Annotated in this window: 12 protein-coding genes and 1 pseudogene; 5 read left to right on the forward strand and 8 right to left on the reverse strand. The window is 39.5% G+C overall.

The window, feature by feature from the left end; all coding sequences use genetic code 11:
• Positions 1–97: pseudogene (locus NEOC84_RS09920) on the forward strand (transposase); the annotation flags it as partial.
• 439 nt (positions 98–536) lie between these two features.
• On the opposite strand, the gene NEOC84_RS04580 reads toward NEOC84_RS09920, so the two are convergent.
• The 5 genes from NEOC84_RS04580 to waaF all read right to left on the reverse strand — a co-directional run bounded on the left by NEOC84_RS04580 (position 537) and on the right by waaF (position 9,641).
• Complete coding sequence (locus tag NEOC84_RS04580) at positions 537–3,260, reverse strand: leucine-rich repeat domain-containing protein (protein WP_166155869.1); 2,724 nt, start codon at positions 3,258–3,260, stop codon at positions 537–539.
• A gap of 540 nt (positions 3,261–3,800) precedes the next feature.
• On the reverse strand, positions 3,801–5,294 hold the full coding sequence (locus NEOC84_RS04585; RefSeq protein ID WP_166155872.1) for an NAD(P)H-hydrate dehydratase: 1,494 nt from the start codon (positions 5,292–5,294) through the stop codon (positions 3,801–3,803).
• Between the two features lie 50 nt (positions 5,295–5,344).
• On the reverse strand, positions 5,345–6,343 hold the full coding sequence (locus NEOC84_RS04590; RefSeq protein ID WP_166155875.1) for an NAD(P)H-dependent glycerol-3-phosphate dehydrogenase: 999 nt from the start codon (positions 6,341–6,343) through the stop codon (positions 5,345–5,347).
• A 220-nt stretch (positions 6,344–6,563) separates the two neighbouring features.
• Positions 6,564–7,919: a UTP--glucose-1-phosphate uridylyltransferase gene (locus NEOC84_RS04595; RefSeq protein WP_166155878.1), complete on the reverse strand. Its 1,356-nt coding sequence runs from the start codon at positions 7,917–7,919 to the stop codon at positions 6,564–6,566.
• 657 nt (positions 7,920–8,576) lie between these two features.
• Positions 8,577–9,641 (reverse strand): lipopolysaccharide heptosyltransferase II, encoded by a 1,065-nt coding sequence (gene waaF, locus NEOC84_RS04600; RefSeq protein ID WP_166155881.1) that lies wholly within the window; start codon positions 9,639–9,641, stop codon positions 8,577–8,579.
• Between the two features lie 119 nt (positions 9,642–9,760).
• On the opposite strand from waaF, the gene NEOC84_RS04605 reads away from it, so the two are divergent.
• The 3 genes from NEOC84_RS04605 to ruvA are packed head-to-tail and all read left to right on the forward strand — an operon-like array spanning position 9,761 to position 12,942.
• Complete coding sequence (locus NEOC84_RS04605; protein ID WP_166155884.1) at positions 9,761–11,809, forward strand: hypothetical protein; 2,049 nt, start codon at positions 9,761–9,763, stop codon at positions 11,807–11,809.
• A gap of 9 nt (positions 11,810–11,818) precedes the next feature.
• Complete coding sequence (gene ruvC, locus NEOC84_RS04610; RefSeq protein ID WP_166155887.1) at positions 11,819–12,316, forward strand: crossover junction endodeoxyribonuclease RuvC; 498 nt, start codon at positions 11,819–11,821, stop codon at positions 12,314–12,316.
• Positions 12,317–12,336: 20 nt separating this feature from the next.
• Positions 12,337–12,942, forward strand: coding sequence for a Holliday junction branch migration protein RuvA (ruvA, locus tag NEOC84_RS04615; RefSeq protein ID WP_166155890.1), 606 nt, complete (start codon positions 12,337–12,339; stop codon positions 12,940–12,942).
• Between the two features lie 129 nt (positions 12,943–13,071).
• Here ruvA and mfd read toward each other — a convergent pair whose 3' ends face one another.
• Both mfd and alaS read right to left on the reverse strand, forming a co-directional pair.
• Positions 13,072–16,368: a transcription-repair coupling factor gene (gene mfd, locus NEOC84_RS04620; RefSeq protein ID WP_166155893.1), complete on the reverse strand. Its 3,297-nt coding sequence runs from the start codon at positions 16,366–16,368 to the stop codon at positions 13,072–13,074.
• A gap of 530 nt (positions 16,369–16,898) precedes the next feature.
• Positions 16,899–19,547 (reverse strand): alanine--tRNA ligase, encoded by a 2,649-nt coding sequence (gene alaS / locus NEOC84_RS04625; RefSeq protein WP_166155896.1) that lies wholly within the window; start codon positions 19,545–19,547, stop codon positions 16,899–16,901.
• 526 nt (positions 19,548–20,073) lie between these two features.
• On the opposite strand from alaS, the gene NEOC84_RS04630 reads away from it, so the two are divergent.
• On the forward strand, positions 20,074–20,229 hold the full coding sequence (locus NEOC84_RS04630; protein WP_166155899.1) for a hypothetical protein: 156 nt from the start codon (positions 20,074–20,076) through the stop codon (positions 20,227–20,229).
• Positions 20,230–20,268: 39 nt separating this feature from the next.
• On the opposite strand, the gene NEOC84_RS04635 is transcribed toward NEOC84_RS04630, so the two are convergent.
• Complete coding sequence (locus tag NEOC84_RS04635) at positions 20,269–22,179, reverse strand: hypothetical protein (protein WP_166155902.1); 1,911 nt, start codon at positions 22,177–22,179, stop codon at positions 20,269–20,271.
• Positions 22,180–22,258 lie beyond the last annotated feature (79 nt).

Raw genomic sequence — 22,258 nt, forward strand, 5'->3', positions numbered from 1 at the left:
TCACCTGCTCTTTCTACCTCCTTATAGTCCTGAACTTAATCCTGTTGAAAACTTATGGCATTACTTGCGTAGCCATTTTTGGTCTAATCGTATTTATCGGGGTTATAAAGAACTAGAAAAGATGGCAATAGCTTCTTGGAGAAAGGTATGTCTGCAAGAAAAAAGAATGAAAAGTTTATGTGCTGTATCGTATGCCTAATTGTGTAAGGAGTAATTTAAAAGCGTATTACTTGGTTTTGTAACTAACTTTGCAAGAAATTAAGAGCTTTATAATGGTTTGCTCGTAAAGGAAATATAGTGATTTTGGAAAAAAGAACGCTTTTAAAATTTTTTCTAAGCAAGGAACATTCTTTAACTCATGCCGAGCTATACGAGCGGATACGATGTAGCAAAATTTATAAAGAATGCATTTGGAGCAAGTGCTCATGAGAATAGATTACTCTTTGGATAGCAAAGACTATAGGCTGTTTGTTAGAGGCTTATAGAGCATTGGTTAGAAAATTTCCAATAAAATTTTCTTAGAGATAAAAATTTTTCTAAACTTGAAAACGTTGTTTTATTACCTCGGAAATATCTTGTAGTGGGTTATTATTTAGTTTGAGCACTCTTAGGCGATACATCTCCTCTATTTTTGCAGGAAGGGAATTAAGATGGTTGCAGCTTATAAGAAGTTCTTGTAGACGGGATAGTTTAGTAATCTCTGTAGGAAGAGAGACAAGTTGGTTTTTTTCTAGGTTAAGCACTTCCAAATTGTGAAGCTGGCCAATCGCTGCAGGAAGAGAGCTAAGTTGATTATATTTTAAAGAAAGCACTATCAATTTGGATAACTTTCCTATTTCTGCAGGAAGGGAGATAAGCTGGTTGTGTTCTAAATGAAGTAGCTTTAATTTTGAGAGTCGTCTAATTGCCGTAGGAAGGAAGGTCAGTTGGTTGTTGTTTAAAGTAAGCTCTTTCAGTCGAGTCAGCCGACAGATTTTTGCAGAAAGAGTGGTGATCTGATTATTATTTAAGTAGAGATGCTTCAACTGAAGAAGTTGATCTGTTTTTGAAGGAAGAGAGGTTAGTTGGTTATAACTTAAAACAAGATATTCTAAATTAGCCAGTCGACCAATTTTTGGGGTAAGAGTGACAAGTTTATTGTGTTCTAAATCTAACAATTTTAGTTTAGTGAACTTTCCTATTTTCGTAGAGAGAAGTGTAAGTTGATTGTTTCTTAAAATAAGTTCTTCTAGGTTAGTCAGTTGGCCAATCTTTGCTGGAAGGAAGGTAAGCTGATTATTATTTAAATAAAGCTGCTTCAAATGAAAAAGTTTTTCTATTGTTATAGGAAGCGCAGTGAGTTGATTTTGTTCCATCTGAAGCAATTTTAGGTTGTAGAGCTTTCCAATTTCTGCCGGAAGAAAGGTAAGTTCATTTTCGCTTAAGGCAAGTTCTTCCAAATTAATCAGTCGACCAATTTCTGTTGAGATAGTGGTAAGCTGATTATGGCTGGCTAGAAGCTTTTTTAATTGAGAAAGATTTCCAATTTCTGCAGGAAGAGTAGTGAGTTGGTTGTGCTCCACGTTAAGCAATTTTAACGAACAAAGCTCTCCAATTTGTGCAGGAAGAAAGGTAAGCTGATTGTCTTTTAAAGTAAGCTTTTCCAAATCAATCAGTCGACCAATTTTTGCTGGGACAGTGGTAAGTTGATTATTATCTAAGTAGAGTTCTTTTAACTGCAAAAGCTTTCTTATCTCTTTAGAAACAAAGCTAAGCTGATTGTGACTGACTAGAAGCCTTTTTAACTGAGAAAGATTCCCAATTCCTTCAGGAAGAGAGCTAAGTTGGTTTTCTTCTAAGTTAAGCACTTTTAAATCACTAAGCTGACCAATTTCTGCAGGAAGAGAGGCAAATTTGTTACTTTTTATAGAAAGTATTGTTAGTTGGAACAGTTGCCTTATTTCTGTTGGAAGCGAAGTCAGTTGGTTTTGCTCTAAGTTAAACTCCACCAACTCTACAAGCTGACCAATTTCTGCAGGAATAGCAGAAAGCTGGTTATTTTTTAAGGAAAGCTTTTTTAGTCGGCAGAGACCTTTTATTTCTACGGGAAGGGAGGTCAGTTGGTTGCTATCTACATAAAGCTTTTGCAATTGAGAGAACTTTCCAATTGCTGTAGGAAGAGCCGTCAGTTGAGTATTTCTTAATGAAAGTTCTTTTAAGTTAGATAGATCTCCTATCTCTGCGGGAAGAGTGGAGAGCTGGTTGTTGTGTAAGTCAAACCTCTGCAGCTGAGAGAGCTGTCCTATCTCTGAAGGAAGGAGGGTAAATTTGTTGTTGTGTAAGGCAAGCCCCTGCAGCTGAGACAGTAGCCCTATCTCTGCCGGAAGGGTAGTGAGCTGGTTGTTGCTTAAGTTGAGCTCTTGCAGTTGCAATAGCTGCCCTATCTCTGCCGGAAGAGAGGTAAGTTTGTTGTTGTTTAAGGGAAGCCCTTGCAGCTGAGACAGTAGTCCTATCTCTGCCGGAAAGGTAGTGAGCTGGTTGTTGCTTAAGTCGAGCTCTTGCAGTTGCAATAGTTGTCCTATCTCTGCCGGAAGGGAGGTGAGCTGATTTTGGCTTAAGTCAAGCCATTGCAGCTGAGACAACCGGCCGATTACTGGAGGCAGAGCGGTGAGCTGGTTTTGATTTAATTCAAACGTGTGCAGCTGAGATAACTGGCCTATTTCTGGGGGTAAATAAGTCAAGCCTGCTTTAGATAAATCTAGCAAAGTTAAGTCTTTACAATTTTCTTCAATCCAATCTCTAAGTAGTTCTCCTTTTTTCTCTAGGGGCAAGTGTTTAATTTCTTCTCGGCTCAAGTATTCTTTCCCACCAGGAAGTTTTTTCCAAAGTAAAAGGCGATTAATATTTAAGAGATAAGAAGAGTAATTAGCCAGCGTTAAACCTCTTTTTTCTTCCGTTTTCTCTTTAAACTCTAAAGGAGAAATAGATTTAGCTAAGGTAAAAACTTGCTTAAAAACTTGATAAACTTTTTCGGTAGAGGTAAGTCCAGGATTAAGTTGATAAACTTTAGCTAACATAAGTGTTGGCTGGGTAGTGGTATTTCCCGTGGGGAAATGAAGCAGTGTTATCTTTTTATAAAGAGAAGGCATCGCTTCAGAAGCCAGCAGATGATGCCATCTTTTACAGACGTTAAATAAGGAAGGGCTAGCACACTCCTTTAAAATAGGGACTAATATTTCATTAGGTAAATGGTCCATGGTGATAGAAGAGCTAGGATTCATTGAAGGGCGCCTTTTAAGTGTTATACCTATTTTTAGTTGTTTTTTTGAGCAATATAGGGAGATACACAAAATATACAAGAAAATATTAGAAATAAACTCCTTAGCCTTTGAGCTTAGAGATAATGGGATATAGAACGCTGCTAAAAAAATTTTCCTTAACTTTAGCAGAAAAACAGACCTTTAGATCCTACGCCTTTATAGTAAACCAAAAGCTCTTTATATTTTTAACACTTTCTAGGCTTACCAGTTTACTCTTTTAACGTTATAGGTGAAGAGGGCAGGTACCTTTTCACCGCGATTTCTCACCATATTTCAGAATAATAGAATTTTCAGTAAGGAGGTCTTAAGCATCTAATACGCCTTTGGGCAACTTTCTATGTAGTCATATACTTAATAATACCTTTTAGAAACTAAGTCTACATATTCAGCCCTCTGAAAGCTGTCTCACTACTTAAAGAGATGTATGTGTAAAATAGGCAATGGCAAAAAGAGCAGTTCAAAAGCGTATTAGCGGGAAGGGCTACACCAGGGCAATTCGCCTTATTTTAATAGATCTTTATAAGCATGGGGAAGGTGAGTAATTATATCAGAGGCTGTCATACAATAAGAGGTTTTCTCTTTAGCTGCCTGTTCACCCGCTACAGCGTGCAACCAAACTCCTAAGATTGCGGCCTGAGGATGAGGCAAACCTTGCGCTAGCAAAGCTGCAATTATCCCCGTTAATACATCTCCACTTCCTGCAGTAGCCATTCCTGCATCACCTCTTGGATTAACATGTATAGGCAAGTTTGGCTGCAAAATAAAGGTAGGAGCTCCTTTAAGCACTAAGGTAACACTTTTATCATTAGTAAATGATTGAGCGATATCTAGCAGTTTTCCTGAGGTAAGATGCTCTTGCTTTATTCTTAAAAGCTTCAACATTTCTCCATGATGAGGAGTTAACACTAGCCCTTTAGGTAAAGGTGCTTGATTCTCAGATAGCAGAGTTAGTGCGTCTGCATCTAGGACACAAGGTTTTTTAATATGCTTGAGAATATATTTAAGAAGGTAAGAAGTTTCTTCTGTTTTTCCTATACCAGGCCCTATGTAAGAAGCAGACGCTTTATTTATAGGCTCAAGGATAGCCTCCAGATTTTGCAAACAATAGCTTTGCCGCACTAATTCTACAGGGGCAGCTGCAAGTGCAGCTTCCATTTCTTTAGGATGAATTAAACGTACAATGCCAGCACCTGCCGTTAAGGCTGCCTTTGCAGAGAGAAAGGCAGCTCCCGGCATGTGAGGAGAGCCTGCTATAGCTGTTACATAGCCACGTTCATATTTATGCCAACCTCTCTTAATAGGAGGAAGTAGCGGCTGCACAATGTCTTTAGTCAGCATAATCATATCGGTAGGAGCATGATCGATACATTCTTTAGGTATCCCAAAATCTATATAATGCAAGTTACCTACATAGTTCCATCCCTCGTTTATAAAGAAACCCTTTTTAGGTGCACCTAGAAAAAGAGTTTTAGTTGCTTGAATGGCTTTGCCTTCCGTCATCCCCGTGTCTCCATTTAGTCCTGAGGGAATATCGATGGCTAAGATAGGTAATTTAGAGGCATTAGCACGCCCTACTATACTAGCAAAAGGCTCTTGTAGGCTTCCTTTAAATCCTGTGCCAAAAAAGCCATCTAAGATAACTCCTTGTTTAGGAAAGGAAAAAGAGGGATCTTCTATCTGCCCACCTGCTTGTTTAAAACGGTGATAATTTTTAATGCATAAAGGGGAACCTCCTTCTAAAGAAACAGCTTGCAAAGCACATACCTTACATCCTTTCTTTAAAAGATAACATCCTGCTACGTAAGCATCTCCTGAGTTGTTACCTTTGGCACACAATAAGATAATATATTTAGTAAGCTGATGGATGTTAAGATACTCTTCTACCATTTGAGCAATGCTGGCGCCTGCCTGCTCCATAAAAAATTCTTCCGAAGCGCTATCTTGGTAGGCTTGCGCTTCTAAATTCCTCATCTGCTGTGCTGTAAAGACTTTCATGCTTTATCTCACTTAAGTTTTTGGTCCTGCATCATTATTAGAGAAAATTTTTAAAGATGTTCTTCTTTAATGGTTCTTTGCATGAGAGCTTTAACAGCCTCCTGGGGGGCAAGGCTTTCGTAAATAATCTTATAAACAATCTCAGTGATAGGCATACTTACATTTAGCTGATGGCTAAGTTGTAAGGTGGAGACGCAGGTATAGGCTCCTTCCACAACCATTTCGATTTTAACAGCTGCTTCTTGGGGGGATAAGCCTTGTGCTAAAAGGTATCCAAAACGAAAATTCCGACTCATCAAGGAGCTGCAGGTTAGGCATAAGTCACCCATTCCTGATAAGCCATTTAATGTTTCAGCCCTACAGCCTCTAGCAACAGCGAGCTTGCGAATCTCATGCAAGCCACGTGTCATTAATGCTGCTTTAGCACTATGGCCTAATTCTAATCCTTCAGCCATACCGCAGGCAATAGCGATAATGTTTTTTAAGGCTCCGCCATAGGCTACTCCGTGGATATCAGGATTAGGGTAAACACGAAAAGTGTGAGTGGTAAAAGTATCGGTAACAAGGCGCATCACTTCAGGATCATAAGCAGAGCCAACGACAGAAGTGGGCAATTTTCGTATAACATCTTGAGCAAAACTGGGTCCACTTAAAAAAGCTACTTGCTTGCGAGTATCTTTTCCTAACACTTCTACGACGATATCAGGAAGAATAAGCCCTGTATTTTGCTCAATTCCTTTAGAGGTAATAACGATAGGGCATTTAGGAAGTTTTAGCCTTTTAACTTGTTCAAAGACAGGGCGAATGCCTGCTGAGGTGACAGCCTCAACAAGCATATCGGCTCCTTGCAAGGCCTCTTTTATATCTGTTGTAAATTTCATGTTGCCATTGAATGTATGGCCTGGCAAGTAAGGATGTTCACGCTTCTCCGTTAAATGTTTAACGAGCTCAGGTCGTGCGCTCCAAGAGATTAATTGATATCCTTTGGAAGCTAATAGTGATGCCAGGCTATATCCCCAGCTTCCGGCTCCTAGGAATCCTACTTTCATAATTTTTACCTAAGTTATATCTTTCATAAAATTATCAATTTTTTGCTTTTGATTGTAGTTTAGACTTATCGGTTGGCAAATAAAAGCCTACTTCTCCTCATCGCTAATCCCTACGCTAGTAAAAAATTTAAAAAAACCTGTCTCTCTTCCCAATGAAATTGATTGTAGAAGGAGGGTGAAACCAAGCGTTTGAAGAGATGGGTAAAGTGGAATGAGGGCTTCAAATATCCAAGCATCCTGTTTCTCCTAAGTAGCCTTCAGGGGGCATAGAATGGTTTTTCCATTGGTTCACATAAGAAGGAAGAGGGTAGTAGAAATCTTGTGCTAGCTCAAAGGGAGCCAAAGGAGCTTTCTTGCTAAAAAGCTCTTCATATACTTGTCGATCTCTAGCTTGCAAGGCATCCTGGACACTAGTAGGGCTGTCTTGACCCCTCAAGTTTTTTAGAGGAGCAAAGCACCTTTCGCGTGGGTAAAGTAGCGCTTGAATTTTAGCAGCAAGAGGAAAAATGTCAAAAATAAAATGCTCAAATTTCCATCCTTTTTGGGCCGCATCGATTAAGCTAGGTGCCTTTTTGTGAAGAGCATGGAGAGGCATTTTTCTTTTATTATTACAAATTTTTTCAATAAATGATAGGCTGATGCAAAATAAGCTGATATTGGCACAGGGGTGCTTAAGGGAGCCGTCGGATAGCCTGGCATAGCGCTCATTTTCGGGAAATTCAGTATATTCAATGACCTGAACTTTTTGCTGCTGTTTGACGATAACCCCTACTTTTTCCTCTGGATCTGCTCGAAGCGTACACTTGATAGTGATATCATTCTGATTACGAATATGCATACCTAATAGCTCAGCATCAAAAGGATCGGCTAAGGGATTATCAATCATAACAAAATTTAAATGCTCAATGCCCATTTCCTTCCATTTAGCTAAGAGACCTTCTTGCCAAAATTGATGCAGGCAGGCTCCATTGCCGTTGGGCCCTTCAGCTAGCAACCCTTTTTTTTCTAAGAAAAGGTTACCCGCATCATCTAGAAAGGGGAGCATGGGTTGAGTAAAGAAATCAAGCTGTTCTTTTCTTAATTGAAAATTCGCATGGGCCTTAAAATAGGCCACGGTCATCCCATGATTAAGAGGAGATGTCATGATAGCTGCTTGGAGAGGACGAAGAGCCAGCTTGCTTGCTGCTACAATCTTCTCAGAAAATAACTGGAAAAGGCTTTTATGGCGTATGAGGCTAATAGGATATAACCCTTTAGGTCCCTCTAAATGTAAGCGTGTCCCTTGCCCTCCAGCTACAATTAAGCATCCCAAGCGCCCTTGCTCGATCGCTTCTTTACCAAGTAATGCATTTTCTAAAGAGCCCACTTTTTGATAATCTAGAAAAGGATCGACAGAAATGTCGCAAAGCAAGGGCGCGTTAATTGCAGCTTGTTGCTCATGAAAAGTATCGATATCTAAATTTTCAATCTGTTGCAATAAAAAGCTTTTTTCTCCTTCATTAAGTTCATGCCAATAGTTAAGGAGGTGAGGTTGTTGAATGCTATTGAGCTTGGCTATTGCCCTTTCATAATTCATGCATATATTCCTTAAAAATAAAATTATTACCCATGATCATTCTCTTTTATCATGTAGTCTCAAAAATTTGAAGGCATACTGGGAGCAAGTAGCTTGACGAATTATTATCTTTACACGGTTTAATCTTAGCGCGGATAAGAAAAATAGTTTATTCTTTGGCCACAGAATTTTTCAAGAGCCATTTTTTGAGAAATTAAACTAATTAAATTTTTTAATTTATTGCAAGACTCTGGGAAGTTTTTTGCTTTTATGTCTAGTTTAAAGCTCATTTTTAGACACATTTAAAAAAAGTAGAGGGAAAAAGTCTTAAAAGAGCTTGATAGAGCCATTAAGAATGAGGTCTATCTGATTTATATTTTAACGATCTTTAGCGCTTATCTTGCGCTTTTTTTCTTAAAAATCGTTTAAAGCCTTCCTGTTTCCTTTCTTAAGAAAACACAAAACGCAAAGAAAAATTTGCTAAATATTTAATGAATTCTCCTAAAAACTTAAAAGTTAAGGGAGAAGCACCATTTTGGCAGCTTATTATTTTACCCCAAGTTAATCTCTTAAGCAAGTTGCCTTCTTGAGAATGAATCGATAAATTGTTGGCAATCTTTCCTAAATTTACGCTTCAAGGAAAGCCTCAAGAAGAGGTTAATAAAGGCTATTTTTTTATCAACAGCTATTTTCTTTTAACAATCTTTCAAGTTGTGCATAGACTTCCTCAACCTCGATCTTGGTCATGCAGCGAAAATCAATAGGGCATACACGCTTGTAGCAAGGAGAGCATTCGACATGCTTATGAATCACCAACCCTTGCGGATAAGGACCGGTCTTTATCTCATTCGTGGAGCCAAACAGTGCTAGCAAACGTACACCTAAAGCAGCAGCCATGTGCATAGGCCCGCTATCATTTGTAAGAAAGATAGAGCAACATTTTAGCAGGGCGATCAATTCGCGAATAGATGTGCGTCCTGCTAGATTAATCGCACGGCTAGGTAAGTCTTGACATATTTGGTTGACCACCGAAACCCCGTTACTATCGCCAAAATAAATAATAAAAACATTAGGGTTTTCTAATAATTTTTTTGCTAATTTATTAAAGCGCTCAGGTGGCCAGCATTTAGCCGAGCCATAAGCTGCTCCAGGATTAATGCCTACCAAAATGTTTTTTTGAAGGTCAAGCCCGCAGCTACGTAGAAAATGATGAGCCTCTTGGATCTCTTGCGTACTTACGTAAAGCTGGGGTGGTGTAGAGGAAAGGGGGATGGCTAAAGGGCCGAGTAACGTTTTATAAGTAATAACTTGATGTTGGAATTCCTTATTTTTCGGAAATGGTATAGATTTATTTAGCAAAAGGCTTCTAAACCCGTCAGCAAATCCAAGGCGATGTTGAACTTTTCCTTTTAAAAACCACCAAGCTGAGGAGAAAGAATTTGTTAAAAGAAGACCTAAATCATATTGGCCTTTTTGCAAAAAATCGATTATCTCCACATGATGAAGCTTGTCTAACCAGCTCGTAGGACGTTTAAATGCGTAGATAGAGTTAATATGAGGGTTGTTTTGAATCACCTTATCGATAGGCGTTTGGCATATAACTGTAATTTTAGCCTCTTTCCATTGCCTTCTTAAATCGGCTAATAGGGGAGTGGCCATGACAGCGTCACCTATCCAATTTGGCATTCTCACGATAATATTTTTTGGAGGCCTAGAGAGCCAGGGGAAATAAGGGGTTTTCATGCTTTTTAACCTTAATTGGTTATGCATCTCTTGAGTTATAAAGCGAAACTTAAGTATAAAAGGAATATACTATAGAGCAAAAATAGGTGTCTGTCCAAATATTTCTTAATAGGTAAGTTTTGAGCAACCGTCACATTTACTCAGATGAAGAGCCTCAACAGCTCTTTCAAAATCTTGCTTTTGAAAAGGATAAAGCTAATGAACTGGAGAAGGAGCTTCAAAACGTGAAGTTAGAACAAACTATGCTTTTATCAGAAAATGATCCCCTCAAACCTTCTCGCAATCTTTCTTATAAAAGAAAGGAAAGCGTGGATAATTTGAAGAATATGTTAGCTAGGTACAAAAAGAAGAATGTTTTAAGTAGCCCAGTTGCAGATGAAAATGTCCATCAGAGAAATAAGCAGGAAAGTAACTTAGCTTATCAATTACATTTACATAATAAAAAGCTTACTCAAGAAAATATAGCTCTTTTAGAGCAACAAAAAAGCCTTAAAGCTCTTTATGATCAATTAGTAGCCGATTTAAAAGAAGCTCAGCAAAAAGAGGAGAATGATCAAGCTGTTTTGCCTAGATCTTCTGAGTTAGCAGACTCTTATCAAGAAGCCTTATTGCAAAATCAACAGCAGAAAGAACAGCTAGAAAAATTGACATTAGTCGTACAAGAACAAGAAAAAAAGATTCATGAGCTAATTCAGGAAGACCCCACTCACGATAGACGGCAAGAGGATATGCTAGGCACGGAGACAAAGCTAGAGCAAGAACCCAAAAATATCCATGCTTTAAAGATGGAAAATCATGCTTTAGCTAAAAAGCTTGCCGAAATCCAAAAGCACTCTACTCAACTAGAGCGCGTACTTAAACATCTGCACGAAAGATCCAAAGAAGCTTATTTAGAGCTCAATCAGCTAAGAGAAGATTTTCAACGTTCCGAAGAAGCTGTTTTTAATCTTACCGGGCAATTGGAGGTAGCACAGAAGCGCATCCACCAGCAGATAGAGGCCTTAAACAATGAAAAGGCTGAGAAACAGGAATTAATGGAAGAAATTCATGCTTTGCAACTACAATTTAGCTCTCTTAAAACAAAATTAGCCGAAGAAAGAGAAGCTTTTAATAAAATTAAAGATGAGAAAATGCGCTTAGAAACCTCTATGACTGAGAAAGACCAGCTTTTTAATCAGTTAGAAAAGGAGATCTCCTTCATTAAGGAAGATTTATCTAAAGGTATGCGGGAAGCTAAAGAAATCGAAAGCTGCTATATGAATGCCGTAAGTGAAAAAATAGCTCTTTATAATAAGGTGTTGCAAGGTGAAGAGACCCTAGCCTCCCAGCAAAATGAGAATAAAGCCCTCCAATGCAAACTTGAGCAAATCTCAACAAAAGAAAATGATTTCAAAGAGCAGCTGTTACGATTAGAGAATTTGCTGCATGAACAGCAGTTGGAGGCAGAGAGGCAAAAACAGCAGCATTCTCAAGAGCTTGAAAGCAGTTTACAGCAGCAGCAAGATTTATTTAAGCTAAAAGAACAACAAGTAGAAGCTGATCAAAAGGAAATTACCTATCTTTCTCAAGAAAAGTTCAGACTTGAAGATACTCTATCTATAATGACTCGTTATCAAGAGGAGCAAGATGCGCGCATTAAAGTAGCCCAACAGCATTTGGGTAAAAAAGTTAAAGAGGTTGCCCTTCTTAATGAAAAAATTGAAGAGCAAAAATCCCTGATTGCTGATCTAGAAGAAAATTTAAATCAGCTTAAAATTAAAATGAATGAAAGGCAAAACTCTTTTGAACAGCAGTTAATGCAGGAAAGTAAAACTCAACATCTGTTGCAGGAAACTATTCGAGCGGCTGAGAGTCAGGTAGCCCAATGGGAAGCCAAATACCAACAGGCGGAGGAAAATCTTAAAACCTTAGAAGAAAAGCAGCAGCAGATGCATAGCTTATTGGCTAGCTTAAGTCATGTGATAGGGGCTCAGGATATTATATCGCAAGGCGAGCTTTCTAGGGGGACTGTTACACCCAAGAGACCTACTGAATGGGAAGAGGCGTCTGCGCAGATTTCTTTAAATGATGAGCACTCTTCTCTTCCTGATGAGCAACTGGAATCGCAGCCTTCTTTGTTTGATGCAAGGCCTGCCTCTTCTCCCCTACGCCAAAATTTATTTGATTAAAGGATATTTGTGATAATTATTGGAATTGATCCTGGCACGCGCATCACAGGATATGGCATTATTAGAGTTTTAGGAAATGTTTATCAAGTTCTAGATTATGGGTGTATACGCCCGCCCGCTAATTATAAATTAACAGAACGCTATCTGGTTATTTTTAATGCACTAGAGGCCCTTATTCATCGGTATTCCCCTGAGGCCCTTGCCGTGGAAACGCAGTATGTCAGTAAAAATGTGCAAAGTGCGATTAAGCTAGGAATGGCACGAGGAATTGCAATTTTAGCAGCCAAGAAAAAAGGGATTGCTATTTTTGAATATTCGCCTTCTAAAGCTAAGCTGGCGGTGGTAGGCAATGGAAGCGCTAGCAAAGGACAAGTGCAAAAGATGGTGCAACTTCTTTTAAAGCTCGCTCAGCCTCCTAAGCCGGAGGATGCTGCGGATGCTTTAGCGTTGGCAATCTGCCATGCCCATGCGGCCCAATGTAAGAGTCTCTATGAAGCGGAAATTTAATATTAAATAACAGGTGAGAAGTGATAGCTTATATAAAAGGAGCTTTAACGCAATTGACCGCCTTATTTGCTGTAATTGAAAGTGGTGGTATAGGCTACAAAATCTTAATTCCTGCAAATCTTTTTGCAAAGCTTCCCTCCCTACAGGAAGATGTTTTGCTTTACACTGCCTTTGTCATTAGAGAAAATTCCCAGACGTTATATGGATTTTTAAATAGCGAAGATCGCGAGCTTTTTGAAGCTTTAATGAATGTAACAGGCGTAGGGCCAAAGATGGCCTTAAACATTATAGGCCATCTATCAGGGCGTGAGCTGCAGCGGGCTATTCATAATCATGAGATAGCTACCATCAGCAAAGTTCCAGGCATTGGCAAGAAAACTGCAGAACGTTTGATGATAGAAATGCGCGATAAAATTCCAGCTATACTGCTTCCTGATCCTGAAGAGCTGGTTGCCTATCCCTCTACCGACCCCCAGGCTCAGAAAATTAAAGATGCGATGAGCGCTTTGATCAATCTAGGTTACAATCAACTGATTGCCCAACAAGCTATTAAAAAATGCTTGAAAGAATTGCCTGAAACGATTGAGTTGAGTGAATTGATTACTGCTGCTCTTAAGAATGTATAAAAAAACAACCTTTTAGGCTTATATATTTCTTCACCTTTAACGTTCGTATGTGTGCAGAGCTTATATAAAGATAGCAAATAAGCTCCCATGTTAAGGACCAGCTCTCAAGGGATTTCCTTAAATTGCTTTTTACATCTCTTGCATAGCTTGAATAACCTTGCTCTCCAGCTGCTCACCATTTTTAAAGGGACCTATTAGCGTTCGCTTATTTTTTGTCTGCTTACCTTTCTGCTGCTCTAAGCTTAAAGAAAACTTATCGAGCTTTAAAAGAGTAAAGCCGTGGGTAGAAGCATATACACGTATTTTTGTAAGATGATATAGCCAATTAGCAGCTTCAGGAGGTTTTCCGAAACGGTCTTTAATTTCTTCCCAGATAGCCTCTACCTCTTCGTGGGTGATGGCTTCTCCTAGTCTTTGATAAATTTCCATGCGTAAGCTGACTTCATTAATAAATTCTTCTGGCAATCGTGCGTCTAGCAGGGGAAAATCCATTTTAGTATCCACAAGCAGGCTGGATATTTTACCTTGCAAAGTCTGTATAGTTCTTTTTAGTAGCTTACAATATAAATGAAAGCCAATAGCAGCTACCTGTCCGGATTGCTCATGGCCCAAAATATTTCCTGCCCCGCGGATTTCAAGATCGCGCATAGCAATTTTCATACCGCCACCATATCCTTGCGCTTCCATCAACACATTCAACCTTTTGCGCGAAAGTTCTGGCAACGAGCGTAGACGAGGAACCATAAAATAGGCATAAGCTTTTCTATTCCATCGGCCTACTCGGCCACGCAATTGGTATAGATCCGCTAGCCCAAAAGTATCGGCACGGTCGATTAAAATAGTGTTGGCATTAGGAATATCAATCCCGTTTTCTACAATTGTCGTAGCTACCAAGATATCTGCTTGGCCGCTTTTGAAAGCATGGAAAACAGCATCTATTTCTTGACTGCTCATCTGTCCATGTCCTACTACAATACGAGCGTGGGGTAAAAGTTTTTTGAGGCGAGCGGCATACTCATAGATGGATTCTACGCGATTGTGGATAAGATAAGCTTGGCCATTACGAGATAATTCACGTAATAAAGCACTCTTAAGTGTTTCATCATTAGATTCCGTGATGAGAGTAGTAATAGGCAAGCGATCTTGAGGGGGAGTGTTAATGATAGACATGTCGCGTGCTCCGATGAGTGACATGTAAAGGGTGCGTGGAATGGGCGTAGCAGAAAGCGTTAAACATTCAATAGAGTTTTTAATTTTTTTCAGCTGTTCTTTAGCTTTAACACCAAAACGTTGTTCTTCGTCGATGATAACCAACCCTAAATCTTTAAAAATAACATCTTTGCCTATCAAACGATGGGTACCAATAACAATATCGACAGAGCCCTTAGCAATGCCCTCTAAGGTGTCTTTCATTTGTTTGGTGGAACGAAAGCGAGACATGACGGCGATACTGATAGGGAAACTGCTCATTCTTTCAACAAAATTTTCATAATGCTGCATGGCTAACACGGTGGTGGGAACTAAGACCGCCACCTGCTTGCTACCGTCAACCACTGCTTTAAAAGCAGCACGCATAGCGACTTCTGTTTTCCCATATCCCACATCGCCACAGATCAGGCGATCCATGCATTTTTTTTCTTGCATGTCAGCTTTAATGGCAGCAATAGCAGCTAGTTGATCTTCAGTTTCCACAAAAGGAAAATCTTCTTCGAAAGCCTGCATATCTGGGCTGTCTTCCGAATAGGCATGGCCTTCTTTCATAGAGCGTTTAGCGTATAGCTCTAAAAGATCGGCCGCATAGCTCATGATAGCCCGCTCAGTATTTTCTTTAGTTTTTTTCCAACGACTGCTGCCTAGATGATGCAGTTTGGGAATTTCTTCATTAGCTCCTATATATTTGCTAATTAAGTAAGCTTGATTAAGAGGGACAAATAATTTAGCGTTGTCAGCATATTCAATGACAAAATATTCACTGAGTGTCCCTTGAAGATTAGAGCGTTTTTCTAATCCAATAAATTTACCGATTCCATTATTGAGGTGCACCACAAGCTCTCCTGCAGATAAATCATAGCTCTCCATCGGGGTAGTATGATAAGTGCTGCGCTGTTTCTGTCGGCGAATTTTATATCGATGCGTGATCTCGGTGGCAGGTAAGATGATCAGCTTTTGATCTTCTAAGACAAATCCGCTAGATAAGTAGTGAAGGTGGAAAAAAGTATTTTCCGGAAGGGTAATATTAGCCTCATGAAGGCGTTTTTTTAGATTACTTTCTTCTAAGGCAGTGGCACAAAGAAAATGAAGATGATAATCTGATCGCCCAAGCTTAGAAAGGGATAAGAGAATTTCTTGGCCGTTAATCTCTGCGTTCTCTGCCTGCTCAGGCAACAGGAAATGACCAAGAGGAATGAAAGGATGAGACCAACGTCGAGCCTGAAATTCGCTTGCGAATAGATAAAAAGAGAGCTTGTAGAGAGGAGCCTGCTTAGAATAATAATTTGTAGAAGTTTTATCAAGGATGCGAACTTCGCTTAATTCTTCTATAGGATTTTGACTAAGAAAGATTTTTTGTAGGGGGGCCATCGCTTCCATGAACTGTCCGATGCTGCAAAAGGTAGGCGTTGAGCTACCACAAATATTGACAAGAGAAGCATAACGATCTTCTAAAGCGAGTATGTCATCAAAGACCACGATAGTCTCAGGACCTAAATAATCCAAGATTGTGCATAGATGAGGCTCAGGTTTTAATAATTCTAACTCTTTAGCAGGCGGAATCTCTATTTTTTCTACACTGCGGATAGACTTTTGCCCAATAGGATCATAGATGCGGATGGATTCAATTTCATCCCCCCAGAAGTCAAGCCGAAAAGGATCAGGGGAAGAAACAGGAAAAATGTCAATAATTCCGCCGCGAATAGCAAATTCTCCTTTATCCGCAGCCACAGCTCTTCTTTGATATCCCATGCTCACTAGGCGCTCTGTAAAAATTTCAAAAGAGATAGATGTTTGAAGGGTCAGGTGCATGTAGAGCTGCTTAAATTTTTGGGGAGGGATCAGACGTTGCAAGCAAGCTTGCAAGCCAGAAAGAATAATGTGAGGGCCTTCTTGGTGCATTAGCTGTTCTAAAACTTTATACCGCTCGCCCACTACATCAGGACTAGGTGCGATGTTTTCAGAGGGCAAAGTCTCCCAAGCGGGAAATTCAATAGCGGATTGCCCAGCAAAAAATGGAAAATCGTGATATAAGCGGGTCTCTTCTAAGCTAGCCCCTGTTAAAATAAGAATGTTTTTGCCAGTGGCTTGCTTGGCTAAAGAAGCTATAAAAGCCTTGGCTGCATTCCATGTTTCTTCAATAAGAATGGAATCATGATTTTTTAAAGCTTCTTCAAGCTTTTGAATTTTTTCACTTTTGATTATTTCTTTAAACACTGTTTTGCCTCAAGAAGAAGGTAAAGAAAATAAATAAGATACACTTTAAATAGGCTTTTTTGCACCAGTATTAATTCCTTATTGGCCTTAAGCCTAATGAATAGCCGAGAGCACTCGACCTGCGTGGGAAAATTTTGTAAAAGAGGAATTCTTAAGAAATAGAAAGCCAGAGGGTAGAAAAGAAATATCGGGATGATAAAGTCCATAAATTTAAAACCTTAAAAGGCTTATTGGGAAAAAATTATTATAGTCAACTGATTATTAAAAAGTTAATTCCTAATTGAATGCTGGAGATATATTTTTGAAAGGGAGCCTATTGAAAATAGATGGGAGCGGGCAAGGAATGACTAAACACTAGGTAAATAGGCAAGATGAAGTAGAGGGACTAAAAAACTACAAAGGTAACCAGTTTGCGCAAGGGGACATCTACACAAAAGGGCAGCGAAGAGAAAAAAGGGAGGGCGACCTTTGATGCTAGAGCTACCAGCAGCTTGCGGAAAGTAAAATGAGCGAGAGAAAATATTTTCCTCTCAGCCAACTTTTTTATCGGAAGGTCGATCTCCAAGCATTTCACGTACTTGTGCTAAGGCCTGCTCAACCTTATGAGGGGCTTTTCCTCCTGCTTGGGCATTGCTAGGCTTGCCTCCTCCGCTACCTTCAATAGTGGGGGCAATCTTCTTGACTATCTCAGAAGCTTGGATGCCTTGGGCCACTAAATCTTCAGTTACACGAATGATAAATTGGCAGCGCTCTTCATAAGAAGCTGCAAGGATTAACACACCTGATTTAAAGCGTGCCATAAGGTCTTCAGCACATAAGCGCAGTTCCTCAGGGGAGAGATCCACTTGGGATGCAATCAGATTAACTTGAGGAAGTTTTTCCATTTTTTCTAAAAGAGAGTGGACAAGATTATCTCTTTGGATTTTTTGAAGGTTTTTTAGCTGCTGAGATAATTGCTTATTTTCTTCTAATAGCTTTTCTGTTTTTTCTTTTAGCTTAGCAGGCGATGTTTTTAGTAAAGCTGCACTCTCTAAGATTGTTTTTTCTGCTTCACGATTGAGAGCTTCAGCTTCTGCCCCCGTAACTGCTTCAATGCGTCGCACGCCTGCAGCAATGCTGCTTTCTTTGGCGATACGAAAATAACCAATAGTGCCTAAAAAATTGGTATGCGTGCCTCCGCATAACTCTTTAGAATAGTCTATATCCACAACTCGCACGAGAGAACTATATTTTTCCCCAAAAAATTGTTTAATATCTTCTCTTTTTTGCGCCTCTTCATAGGGAATTTCATACCCTTTGACGGCTTGATTAGTGCGAATTTTAGCATTAATCAGATCCTCAAGAGCTAAGATTTCTTCATGAGTCAAGGCTTTATGATGATTGAAGTCAAAGCGGAGGCGTTCAGCATCTACTACCGAGCCAGCCTGCTTGATGTGCTCTCCTAATACCTGAGAAAGAGCCCAATGTAGAAGATGGGTAGCTGTGTGGTTGTTAGCAATCTTTTGACGTCGTCTTGAATCGATCGTGGCTGTCAAGGTATCCGCTGTGGTCAAGCAGCCTTTTTCTACTCTACCTATGTGAGCGATAATACCTTTATAGGGGGATTTACAATCCATAACTTGAAAGAGCTTGTGATCTCCTTTAATAACTCCTAGATCTCCTATTTGTCCACCCATTTCTGCGTAAAAGGGTGTTTGGTCAAGAAGAATAATGCCTTCCTGGCCTTCTTCTAGGGAGGTGACAAATTCCCCGTTGTGGAGAATGCCTTGGATTTTACTTAAAGTCTGTTGTTGCTGATAGCCTACAAATTTTGTAGATCCATGCTTTTCAGTAAAACTTGCGTATAGATTTTCTGAAGCTACTTTTTGGATAGTTTTTTGAGAGCTACGAGAACGTTCTTTAGCCTCTTGCTCTAGAATTTGATAGCGTTCTACATCAACAGTAAGAGCTGAATCTTTAGCAATCAATAGGATTTCTTCCATGGGCAGGCCATACGTATCTTTAAGTTTAAAAGCTTCATCACCTGTAATTTTTTTGTTGCTGCCTTGAGCTTTATCAATGATTTGATTAAGAATATTGCCACCTCGGCGTAAGGTACGGAAAAAAGCTTCTTCTTCTATCGTTAAAATTTCAGCAATAAGACTTTGTCCTCTTTGCAATTCTTTATAGTCGCTGCCCATCGTTTCAACTAGCCGAGGAAGTACTTTAGCTAGGAAAGGATCTTCTATCCCTAACATACGTCCATAGCGTACAGCACGTCTTAAAACTTTCCTTAAAACATATCCTCGGTCGATATTACTGGGCTGAACCCCATCGGCTATAGCAAAAGCTAAGCAGCGCAAATGGTCGACAATCACACGAAAAGCAGGGGCTAGATGAGGATTAGCAGGGTCATAAGGAATGCCTGAGACCTGCTCAACTTGAGCGATTAAGCTACGTAACACATCTGTTTCAAAGACAGAATCTACATCCATCTTTAGGCTAATCACGCGTTCTAAGCCTGCTCCGGTATCTATCGATGGCTTAGGTAGAGGAGCAAGCTGCGCAGGCGATGAGCGATTATATTGCATGAAGACTAAATTCCAAAATTCAAGATAGCGACTTCCTTCGCTATCTTCACTAAGCTTAGAAGCTTTGCCATATTTAGGCCCTCGATCATAGTATAGCTCAGAACAAGGTCCACAAGGCCCTACCTCTCCCATCGCCCAAAAGTTGTCCTTTTCATCTAGACGAGTAATTTTATGGGTAGGGACATACTGGGTCCAAAGCTCGAAAGCTTCCTCATCTTCTCGGAAAACGCTAGGCCAGATGCGCTCTGCCTCAAATCCAAAAACTTGAGTAGAAACTTCCCAAGCAAATTGAATAGCTTCTGCTTTAAAATAGTCGCCAAAGGAAAAATTGCCGAGCATCTCAAAGAATGTTAAATGCCGTGCGGTATGCCCTACATTTTCAAGATCATTATGTTTTCCTCCCACCCGGATGCATTTCTGGGAGGTAGTCGCTCGATTATAATCTCGTATAGTATCGCCCAAGAAAACGTCTTTAAATTGGTTCATGCCTGCATTGGTAAAAAGAAGAGTAGGATCATCGTGAGGCACTACAGGGGAGGAGGCAATTATAGAGTGTTGCTTATTTTTAAAATAATGGAGAAATTGGCGACGAATTTCTTGAGTAAGCATTGAAAATTCCTGATGGATGAAAAAGTAAAAGATTATATCTTAAGAAAGCTTTTTCCTTCTAGCGGATTAGTTTTCGAAAAAATTGTAAGGTTAAAAGATAAAGCTTTCGCATTTTTTCCCTTCTTGGCCATTCAGAATGTGTTTGGCTTGTAGCCTTTAGACTGCGTAGGAAATGGAATAGGCTTGTAATGGGACGAGGCTTGCTTGGATTGATTATTACCCCATAACAAGGCTAGCTTCCTTTAGCAAAGTTTGCCATGCGGGGAGACCTGCTTAGTTTCTCAATAGTTTAAAGCTGAAATTTTGCGATCCAAAATTCGGTCACAAGATGCCTTTATATATTGAGACCAGCCTAAGGTATTGCCACAATATGCATGCCACTTGCCCTATACAATTTCCCTGTAAATTCTTTAGTAAGGCCCTATACAAGGCCTTTCATGGTGGCAAAAATTACTTGAGGAAGGAAAGCAACAGGATTGCAGCAGAAAATAGCATTAATAAAATGCATAAGGCCAAAAAATAATCGATGCAAAAAATACGGAAGTCACACGAGCAGCAAGATTGGCTACGGAATTTGAAAAGTCTAGTTTCCTGTATGCAAGAAAAATGCATTGAGACAATTTTGCATGAGTGGATTATCCTTAAAAAAAAGCTGCTAGGATTAACCCAGCAGCTTTCCTAACAAGAAATTAAATATTCCTTTATTTGGATTTTTACTTAATTATGCCATCATAGCACCTATAGCAAAGAAACTAGCTATGCCTGCTGAAGCTATAGTAGCTAAGCATGCTAGCTTTATAAAAAAGCTCTGAGCATATTCTTTAGCTGCCCATACTTTTTTTAAAAAACTAGCTTTAACGGTTTGCAATGAATAGCTTTTGGTTGGATCTAGTTGGGGTATTTCTTGTTCCTCCGCTTGAGGTAAAATTCCCTCACTTTCTTTCATTTCTACTTTGATAAAAGAATTTTCTTTTTCGTGCTCCATCACCTCTTCTTGAATAGTTAGTGAATTTAATGTTTTTTCCTTTCTATTCTCACGATTTATTCTCTCCTGCCAATCATGCATATAATGTTGGGTAAGTAATTTCGCCTCTTTTTCTTCTTTTTCTGCTAGTTCTTCAGCAGTTAGAGTTTCTTGAGTATGGGGAGGAATAAACTTTTTTATCAGCTCTTCAACTATTACCCTCATTTCTTTAAAATTGTTTTTCAAGCTTCCAAATTCTATGGCCAGCTGTTGCTGATCTTGCCCTATTTTCCGGAAGCCTCGTTTTATCTCAGTCTGCTCATTGCGTAGCAAATGGTATTGCTGCTCTATTTCTCGGAACGATTCCCGAAAGCCTGCAAGATCCCTATGTATGCGTTCTTGGGCCTGCCTTATTTCCTGAAAGGATTTTCGTAAGTCTGCAAAATCTCTACGTATAACGTCTCGTTCTTGTCCTACCTCCTGAAAGGCTTGTTTTATCTTTGCCTGTTCATACCGCCTTAACTGATGTTGCTGCTCTAATTCCTGGAAGGATTCTCGCAAGCTTGCAAAACCTTTATGTAAGCGTTCTTGGTCTTGCCGTATCTCCTGAAAAGCTTGTTTTATCTCTGCTTGTTCACTCAGCCTTAGCTGCTGTTGTTGCTTTAATTCATGGAAAGCTTGTTTTATCTCTGCCTGTTCATTCCCTCTTAGCTGCTGTTGTTGCTTTAATTCCTGAAAAGCTTGTTTTATCTCTGCCTGTTCATTTCGCCTTAACTGCTGCTGTTGCTTTAATTCCTGAAAAGCTTGTTTTATCTCTGCCTGTTCATTTCGCCTTAACTGCTGCTGTTGCCGTATTTCCCTGAAAGCTTGTTTTATCTCTGCTTGTTCATTCCCTCTTAGCTGCTGTTGTTGCTTTAATTCCTGAAAAGCTTGTTTTATCTCTGCTTGTTCATTCAGCCTTAACTGCTGTTGTTGCTTTAATTTCTGAAAAGCTTGTTTTATCTCTGCCTGTTCATTTCGCCTTAACTGCTGCTGTTGCTTTAATTCCTGAAAAGCTTGTTTTATCTCTGCCTGTTCATTTCGCCTTAACTGCTGCTGTTGCCGTATTTCCCTGAAAGACCTTTCCAAATCTTCAAAGTCTCTGCTAATGACTTCTAGTTCTTGCCCTATTTCTTGAAAGGACTCTCTTATATCTTGAAAATCTCTACGAATAAGGTATTGTTCTTGCCCTATTCTTTGAAAAGATTGCCTTAGCTCTGCCTGATCGTTAATTATTAATTCTTGACTTTCTTGGATTTTAATTTGTCCTTGTTCAATTCTTGACAGTCCTTCGTTTATAAGGCAAAAGTCTTCTAAAAGCTTATCAGCCCGGCTACTAAGCTCTTGTTCCTCTTCTTGTCTTTGTTCAACCTCTATTTCTAATTCCTCGGTCGGTAAATGTACAATATTAGTTCGAGATAAACGTTCTCTTTCACTTTGCTCACGACGTTCCATGCTATCTAGCCGACGCATTACCGTTGCAATCATCAAATCCTGCTCAGTTTGTAATAATTTTGCATTACTACGCATGAGTTGAGCGTCAGCATATCTTTGACGAGCGTTAAATTCCTCTAAAAAATCATCCGAATCAGAATCGGAATCAGATGAAAGGATTTTTCTTACTCCCATAACCTACCTCAATTTTTAGAACTTTTATATAATTTGTCAAAAGAAGCAAGCTCATTTGATAACTTTTTTGTTAGGTAAG

It is taken from the genome of Neochlamydia sp. AcF84 (genome assembly GCF_011087585.1).
Taxonomy (GTDB): Bacteria; Chlamydiota; Chlamydiia; order Chlamydiales; family Parachlamydiaceae; genus Neochlamydia.